This window comes from Ferruginibacter sp. HRS2-29 (assembly GCF_024343615.1).
Lineage (GTDB): Bacteria > Bacteroidota > Bacteroidia > Chitinophagales > Chitinophagaceae > Ferruginibacter.
Map to the genome: position 1 here is coordinate 35546 of NZ_RJUB01000017.1, position 7696 is coordinate 43241.

Annotated in this window: 4 protein-coding genes; all 4 read right to left on the reverse strand. The window is 47.1% G+C overall.

The genetic code is table 11. The features are described 5' to 3' along the window. Window positions 1-2: 2 nt before the first annotated feature. Entirely contained in the window at window positions 3-1652 is a 1650-nt protein-coding gene (locus EGI32_RS08180) for an ADP-ribosylglycohydrolase family protein (protein WP_255154902.1), read from the reverse strand. A 6-nt stretch (window positions 1653-1658) separates the two neighbouring features. Next, window positions 1659-3668 carry an ADP-ribosylglycohydrolase family protein gene (locus tag EGI32_RS08185; RefSeq protein ID WP_255154903.1) on the reverse strand — a complete coding sequence of 670 codons (2010 nt, stop codon included), beginning with the start codon at window positions 3666-3668 and terminating at the stop codon, window positions 1659-1661. A 7-nt stretch (window positions 3669-3675) separates the two neighbouring features. Next, entirely contained in the window at window positions 3676-5193 is a 1518-nt protein-coding gene (locus EGI32_RS08190; protein WP_255154904.1) for a RagB/SusD family nutrient uptake outer membrane protein, read from the reverse strand. 23 nt (window positions 5194-5216) lie between these two features. Then, window positions 5217-7696: SusC/RagA family TonB-linked outer membrane protein (locus EGI32_RS08195; RefSeq protein ID WP_255154905.1), on the reverse strand; the 2480-nt coding region annotated here is incomplete at its 5' end.

The window sequence follows — 7696 nt, forward strand, 5'->3', positions numbered from 1 at the left end:
GTTTACTTGGCAGATTTTGGCAGGTTACTTACGGGTTGTTTTTCTGAATACACGATCAGGTCGTTGATGCGGTATTCGTATCCCGGATCCGGGTTGGTCCATTTCAGCCTGATCGTATGTTTGCCTTCTGTCATCTGGTATTTCCAGGAAGGTTCCAGTTTGCGGGCCGTGTTCATCATGGGCAGTTTGATAGTACCATCCGGCTTTCCATCGATGTATACTTCCATTTGTGCTACATAGGGATCGCTGACCTCGGCAAGGCCCAATGGTTCGGAACCATACGTGCGCTTGGCAATACGGTCGATGTAGCTGGTATCTATCTTCGAACGTTTTACCAGGTTGCCATAGAGCAGGTAACCGTTGCCCGTAAATTCCATCGTGATCTCATCTGTAAAGGATTTGTCGATCTTATTTCTTTCTATGGGAAAGGTGTTGATGAAGTTTTGTTCTACCGCCACCGCCACCGGCTTTTGCAACGGAATGACCACATCGTTGCCCGTAGTTTTTCCTCCTGCCAGATCTATCATACCCAGCGCATGCTTAAAGCTCCAGGCGTACCCTTTTTCCAGCGATACATCCGTTCCTTCAAAATCATCTTTCTCAATTTCCTGTAAAGGTTTGAGCCAGAATGCCGGAATGTTCTTGTAGCCCAGCATCACGCCGAGTACACCGCCAACAGTACCGGGGTTACAATCTGCATCCTGCCCGCAGCGGGCGGCAATATCTACCGACATGGTAAAATCACCTTTGCCGTATAAAAGGCCGATGGCCACATAGGCAGAATTTATTTTTGCGTCGATGTTGAAGCCAAGAAAAACGCCCTTCGGGCAACCGGCATCATTGTTCCATTTTTTCTGTGTTTCAAACCATGTCTGTTTCCAGTCATCGGGATACTGTTTGTGCCAGCGGATCACATCGGCAATACAATCATGAAAAGTGGTTCCTGCGGGAATGGTTTTGATGGATTCCTCCACGATATAAACCGGGTCATTGGAAATGAAAGCCAGGGAGTATAGTGAAGAAACGAATACGCCGCCGTACCATCCATCGCCGCTGTTCATTACGTGCCCTACTTTATCGGCGATCTTCGTAGCCTGGTTCACCATGCCCGGGGCCATCAGCCCGATAAAATCAGCTTCTATCTGGAAGTCGATATCATCGGCATGTGGGTTATTTTTCCAGTTGCCGGATGCTGGTGGCATGATGCCGTTGAGGATATTATACCGCGATGCCTGGTTGGCATGCGCCAGGTGATAGGCCGTGTTGGACCAATGGCTGGCAATGGAATCGGAACTGGCGTTCAATCCATGCTTTTCAAACGCCGCCACAAAATTCAGGTCGGTGTAGATATCATCAAACAGGCCCGGCTTTTTATCCCACCAGTATTTTACATAATGTTCATCCCAGGGAATGATATGCGATTCATTGACCATGGAGCCCTGGTATTTGAATTCAACAGGGGCGCCATACACCACACCTATGGTTTGCCCGGCCCATCCGCCTTTGATCTTATCCTGTAATATTTCTTTTGAAAGCCTTACAGTATCGCCAGACAATACATCGGTATTGCCCGCGCCGGATTTACAGCCGGGCAAAACAGCCACGGAAAAAACTAAAGCAACCTGGAATATTATTACAGCGGTCAATTTCATACGTTTTTATTTACCTGATTTATACACGCTTAATTCGCTAATGGAGGTGAAGGCCGACACATTTTTTGTGTACTTGTTCCAATGATCCTGTACAGCGGCATCACCAATGATGCGGATAGCTTTTGTTTTTACCGCCGGAAAGCTGAGGATGTACTCCACGAAGTGCGGTTGAAAAAATACGATGTCGGTTTTGGGTAAAGCCGGATTGATGGTTGTCTTTTCAACATTCACCCATTTACCGTCTTCGTTTTTATATTGTACATTCAAGGAGGTGAACCAGCCACCAAATTCTTCCATACCACCGGTGTGAAACCCGATCATATCGATCGATTGTGCATCCTTCCATTCGTAGCCATAATAATCCACTTTCGGCAGTTTAGATTTTTCGGCTATGCTGTAAAAGACAGCGCCTTCGCCGTTGAATTTTCCATCGCGGATCACGTCTACATTTTGTGCGTACATGGTCTTTCCAAAAGTGGTCCAGCAGGAATCGAGTACCGCTTTATTTACGGTGGTTACGTTTGCAAGAACATGTATTGCATCAGCAGCAATGTTGCTGTTGCGCACCAAGAGTTCAAAGTCTTTTTTAATAGCCTTTTTACCGTTGCTGATCTGGATAGTGATCTTGTATTTACCTGCGGCGGCAGGTATGCCGGATAATTTTCCGTTGGTAAAAGCCGTTCCGGGAGGAACTGTACCATCGACAATTTTCCAGTCGTAATTTTTATTGGCATCGCTGTAAAAATCAAACTCTACGGGTTTGTTGATCTCCATGCGGGCAGCGGGGCCAACATAAAATTCCAGCGGCACTTCAAAGGAGGCGCTGGTATTGATCGTAAGTTTTTCTGAGCCCGGTTTTCCTGTAACTTTTCCCCCTTTTGCTTCTACAAGCCGCAGGGTCATTTTCAGCATGCGGTCGATCATATCCTGGATGCTGGCATCCGGCAATTCAAAACGGGTGATGTTGATGTATTTATCGTTGAACGGTTTTTTCCATCCTTCAATAGGAAGATAAAGGTCGGCAGGCAATGATTTAAAGCCGTTGATGATCCCCATCAACCCAGCAACTGTTGCCGCCTGGTTATCCGCATCAAATCCCATGGCGCAGGACAGATCCAATGTGCGTTGAAATTCGCCATTGCCATACAGCATGGCCAATATTCCACAGGCGCCATTGAGGTTGGCGTTCCAGATGGTTTTGGTAAGGTCGGGTTCGTTCACATAATATTTATCCGCCATTTCCTTCCATGCCAGCTTCCAGTCGGTGGGATATTTTTTGTGGAGGGCGATCATATCCCTTACCGTCTGCGCATATCTTCCATTGGCAGGTAATTCTTTCAGCCCGATGTTGATAAGCGTAGGGATATCTTTTTCAAAAAATGCGGCAGCATACATCGCTCCATAATGAATGGTAGGTTCGGTACCCCAGCTATCGCTGGTGATCCTTGCAGCCCAATCCGATTTTTGCGAAGCATACTTCACCATGCCTGGTGCTGTGTACGCCCATATTTCGTTGATCAGCTGCGGATCTATCTGGTACCAATGCGGGTTGATCTCCATGTCGCCGGTAAAAGGCGGGGTATATCCAAAATGCATCAGCCCCAGCGCTCCTCTGTTGGCAAGCCACACACGGTCGCGTATATGATACATCCATGCTTCCCTCATCTGTTCGTACGTAGGTTCGTAGCCGTACTTTTCCATATTCAGGAGGTACATGTATTCTACATCGGTATCATCATCCGAAAAAGCGCCGTTGTAGTTTTTCAGCTTATCCAGGTTTTTGGTATATCCGTACGGCCATTTTTCGGGGCCGGGGGCATTTACATATTTATTTTCATGCGGCAGGCCGTAAATATTGCCGATCATCTGGCCTATCCATGCACCGGCGATCTTATCGCGTAATTCGGCGACACTTATCTGCTTCATTTTTTTTGCATCAGAGGATCTGCCCTGGCCTACGGAAGTGCCGGCAATGGAAACAGCAAGCAGCAGCGTTAAAACATTTTTTATATACATAAAAAGGTTATGGGTTTTGTTGAAGGTTTGGGTTAGCATTCAATACTACCTGTGGTATTGGAAATAGTTTTTTACTGGGTGCTGAAGTTGGTTTGTTCCACCAGGTATCCCCCCATACGCCAAAGCGGATCTGATCCTGCCTGCGGCGGCCTTCCCAGGCAAACTCGCGGGCAAATTCATTCAATAATTCGGTAGCGTTAATATCTGCCACGGTGTAAGGTGCAAGGCCGGCCCTGGTCCTGATCTTTTGCAGCTCGGGGTTGCCGATCATCTCGCCGGCACGGCCCAGGCGCCACAGCGCTTCAAACTTTGTGTACAATACATCCGCATAGCGGAACAACACAAAATCGTTGCTCATCTCTGTGACATAGTATTCCAGTTTTGGCTGGTATTCATATTTGGCGCCACGGGCTCCTTCCCACCTTTTGCGAGACATATAGTCGCTGATAGTAGTGGTATAAATGAACGGAACCGTTACGCCACCCTCCACAAAAGAAATGGGGTTGCCCTGCTTGTCGTATTGCTGACCAAAGAGGAAAGACTTTTTGCGTATATCATTTGCACTGTATTTGTCGAGGAAGCCGGGTTCTACCACAAACTCATCCCACATCTGGCCAACGAAATCGAACGTAGCCCTGCTGGCATCGTTCAATGTAAGCTGCTGCCAGTAAAAGCGGTCCCTGGTGAAGATGGCATCCATCGGTATCACAAATATGTTTTCTTTGGACACTTCGTTCTGAACCTTAAAATTGGTAAAATAGTTGTCTTCGATCCTGTAGGCGTTCAACGCTATCACCTTGTCACAAGCGGCAATTGCTTCCACCGCTTTGTTAGTTCCCAACCATTCCTGTGCGTTGAGGTACATTTTGGCCAGCAGCGTATACGCCATTCCCTGGGTAACCCGGCCGTAATATTCGGAAGTAGGCTCCGCCTGCAGTTTGTCTACATTGCTATTGATCTCATCGATGATGAAGGAAGCGATGAACTGCCGGTTTTTCTGTTCGGGCAGATCCCTGTTGGTAAAATCGGTAGAAAAAGGAACATTGCCCCAGTTGTCGATAGCGATGTAATAAAAATAGGCACGCAGGATCCTGATCTCAGCCAGTATTTTTTCCTTACCTGCAAATTGTATGGTAGAAGCTTCTGTTTCATACAGCACTTCGTTGCAGGCGCTGATGCCTTCAAATACGAACTGCCATGCAGAGGCATTGATCTTATTGCCTGGCTCTACCTGGTGCTTCTGCAGCTGATTCCAGCGGCCATTATCCCACACCTGCCCATCATCGCGGGCGGGCGCTACCATTTCATCCGACGACAATTCGGTAAGCGACCAGATACTGAATTCTTCGGGATATTTTTGCAGTTTCGTATACGAACGCCCGGCGTTCATCAACACATCCTTTTCTGATTGAAAGAACTTATCGATCGGGATAGATGAATACACTTCCTCATCCAGCTTGGTACACGATAAAGATGTTCCAACAACAATCAACAGAGCGGGGAGCAGCCATTTTTTCAGTTTCATACTATGGTTAGTTTATAAAAGTTTTAAAATACTACACTCACGCCCAGCGTTACTGCAGTTGTTCTTGGATAATAGGTTAATGGTTCGATGCCAGGCTCCAGCCCGCCCAGGTTCACTTCGGGATCCAATCCTTTGTAACCGGTGATCGTAAGCACATTCTGCGCTGTGAGGGAGAATACCAGTGAGGAGAAATATTTCACTTTTGATGGCACCCTGTAGGCGAGCGACACGTTATCTAATTTTACGAAAGTGGCATCTTCGATGTATTTTGAAGAGTAGGTGGTAGCGCCGATGAACTGCGGATTTTCTAACTGCGTACGTACAATATTTTTAGTACCGATGGCCGCCCAGTTCTCATAATATAACCGGTATGAATTCAATACATCGCCGCCGATATTGGACCGGATGGCAAAACTCAGGTTCCAGTTCCTGTAAGAAAAATAGTTGCTCAGCCCCAGGCTGCAAAACGGATTGGCATTTCCTATCTCTTCCCATTTATCAGCGTTTACGCCACCGATCGGGTTTTCATTTTTAAAATTATCGTAGCCGTTCTCATCCAAACCCAGCCATACCGGGCCATAAAAAGTACCCAGGCTCTTGCCTTCCTGCAGCTTTTGAGAATACACGGGTACATTGCCGCCCAGCCACGCCAGGTCATATGATCTTTCCTGGAATTCCGCATTCGATATCTTTTTCAGCTTGTTCACGTTTTTGCTGGCAGTAAACAAAAGGTCCCACGAAAAATCCTTTTTCTTCAGGATGCTTGCATTCAGGCTCAGCTCGATACCCTGGTTGCTGATATCGCCTACATTGGTAAACAATTCGGGATATACGTAAGGAGGTACAGCTACATTATAGGTATACAGCAGGTCGGTACTTGTTCTGGAATATACTTCCACCGAGCCGCTTATTTTTTTGTTGAACAATGAATAATCGATGCCGAAGTTCAGCTCCTGTTTCTTTTCCCAGCGCAGATCGGGGTTAGGATTGGAAACGGGCTGGTAACTGTTTATCCATTCGCCGTTGTAATAAAAGCGGCCCGCTCTTCCAAAGAGGATCTGCGATTTATAACTTCCAAAGTCCTGGTTGCCTGTTACGCCATAACCGGCACGTAATTTCAATTCATTCACCCAGCGAACATTCTTCATGAAGTTTTCCCGCTCCATTCTCCATCCGAGGCTCACAGAGGGGAAATTGCCCCATTTGTTATTGTTCCCGAATTTGGAAGAACCTTCACGCCTCATAGAAAGCGTGGCCAGGTATTTTTGATCGTAATTGTAGATGGCACGTGCAAAGAAGGCGATCAGTTTACTTTCGGCCCTGTAAGAGCCCATCTCGGCAGTACCGGCCTGGAGCCCTGCGCCGGCACCAATATTATTTGGCCCGTAAATGTCGGAATCAAAGCCTGAGTTGATCAGGTAGTTGTTGGAAAAACCAGATTTTTGATACGAATAACCGGCTACCGCCTGTAAGTTGTGCAACCCACGGGAGATCTTGTAGTTACCATAACTTTCCCACTGCAGGTTGAAATTATCGCTGTTGTTGATCTCCGCTTCACCGCCCCTGCCGATTATCTGCGGATAGTATTTTGTTTTATAGGAAGTTTCTTTAGACATACCCGCTTCGTAAGAAAGGAAGTTCGTCCAGCTAAGTCCCTTTATTATTTTCAGCGTTGCGCTTACATTCGGTGATATTACAAATGTTTTGCCCTCGCGCTGGCGTTCATTCATCATTGCTACAGGATTGTAATAGTCGATGGCCTGTAATTGGGAATATCCTCCTGCCTTGGTGTTGGACGGGTCGTATACCGGCTGCGTGGGGTTTTGTATGAATGCCTGGTAAAACAGGTTATAGTTGGCCGGCGTGTATTCGCTGGTGCGCAGGATCAGGTTGTAGTCGAGCGATAACCTGTTGTCGAATACCGCCTGTTTGATATTTGTTTTAAGAAGATATTTTTTTACCCCGTTGTCTTTCAGCAAACCGTCCGTCTTTTCGTAATTGAACGTGGTGCGGTGCGAAAAATAATCCGATCCACCTGATATTGCCAGGTTGTAGTTTTGGCTGAGCGGGTTTTTGCGGGTGATCTCCGAAAACCAATCGGTTTTAGCGCCGTACAAACTGCCGGCCCTTGAAGGCATATAGTTTTCGATCGCGTATTTAAATTCGTCGGCGCTCAGGGTACTTACACTCTGAGGAGCTACCTGTACCGAGAATTGGCTGGTTAACTCCACCACCGTTCTTCCGGCTTTCGCCCGTTTGGTAGTAATGATGATCACCCCATTGGTACCACGTGTGCCATAAATGGCGGCAGCGGCGCCGTCTTTTAATACATCAAAGGAAAGCACTTCATTGAAATTGATATTGTTGAGGTCGCCACCGATCACCCCATCAATGATGATGAGCGGCCCCTGGCCGGAAGTGAGCGTGTTGGTTCCCCTGAGGATAATTTTATATTTCGCCATAGGGTCGGCGCCATCCGGCTTGGTGATGGAAAGCCCCGCAA

Bases quoted from the DNA above. Each gene is read 5' to 3' on its own strand.
- EGI32_RS08190 (WP_255154904.1), bottom strand. From the start codon at position 5,193: ATGAAACTGAAAAAATGGCTGCTCCCCGCTCTGTTGATTGTTGTTGGA.
- EGI32_RS08180 (WP_255154902.1), bottom strand. From the start codon at position 1,652: ATGAAATTGACCGCTGTAATAATATTCCAGGTTGCTTTAGTTTTTTCC.
- EGI32_RS08185 (WP_255154903.1), bottom strand. From the start codon at position 3,668: ATGTATATAAAAAATGTTTTAACGCTGCTGCTTGCTGTTTCCATTGCC.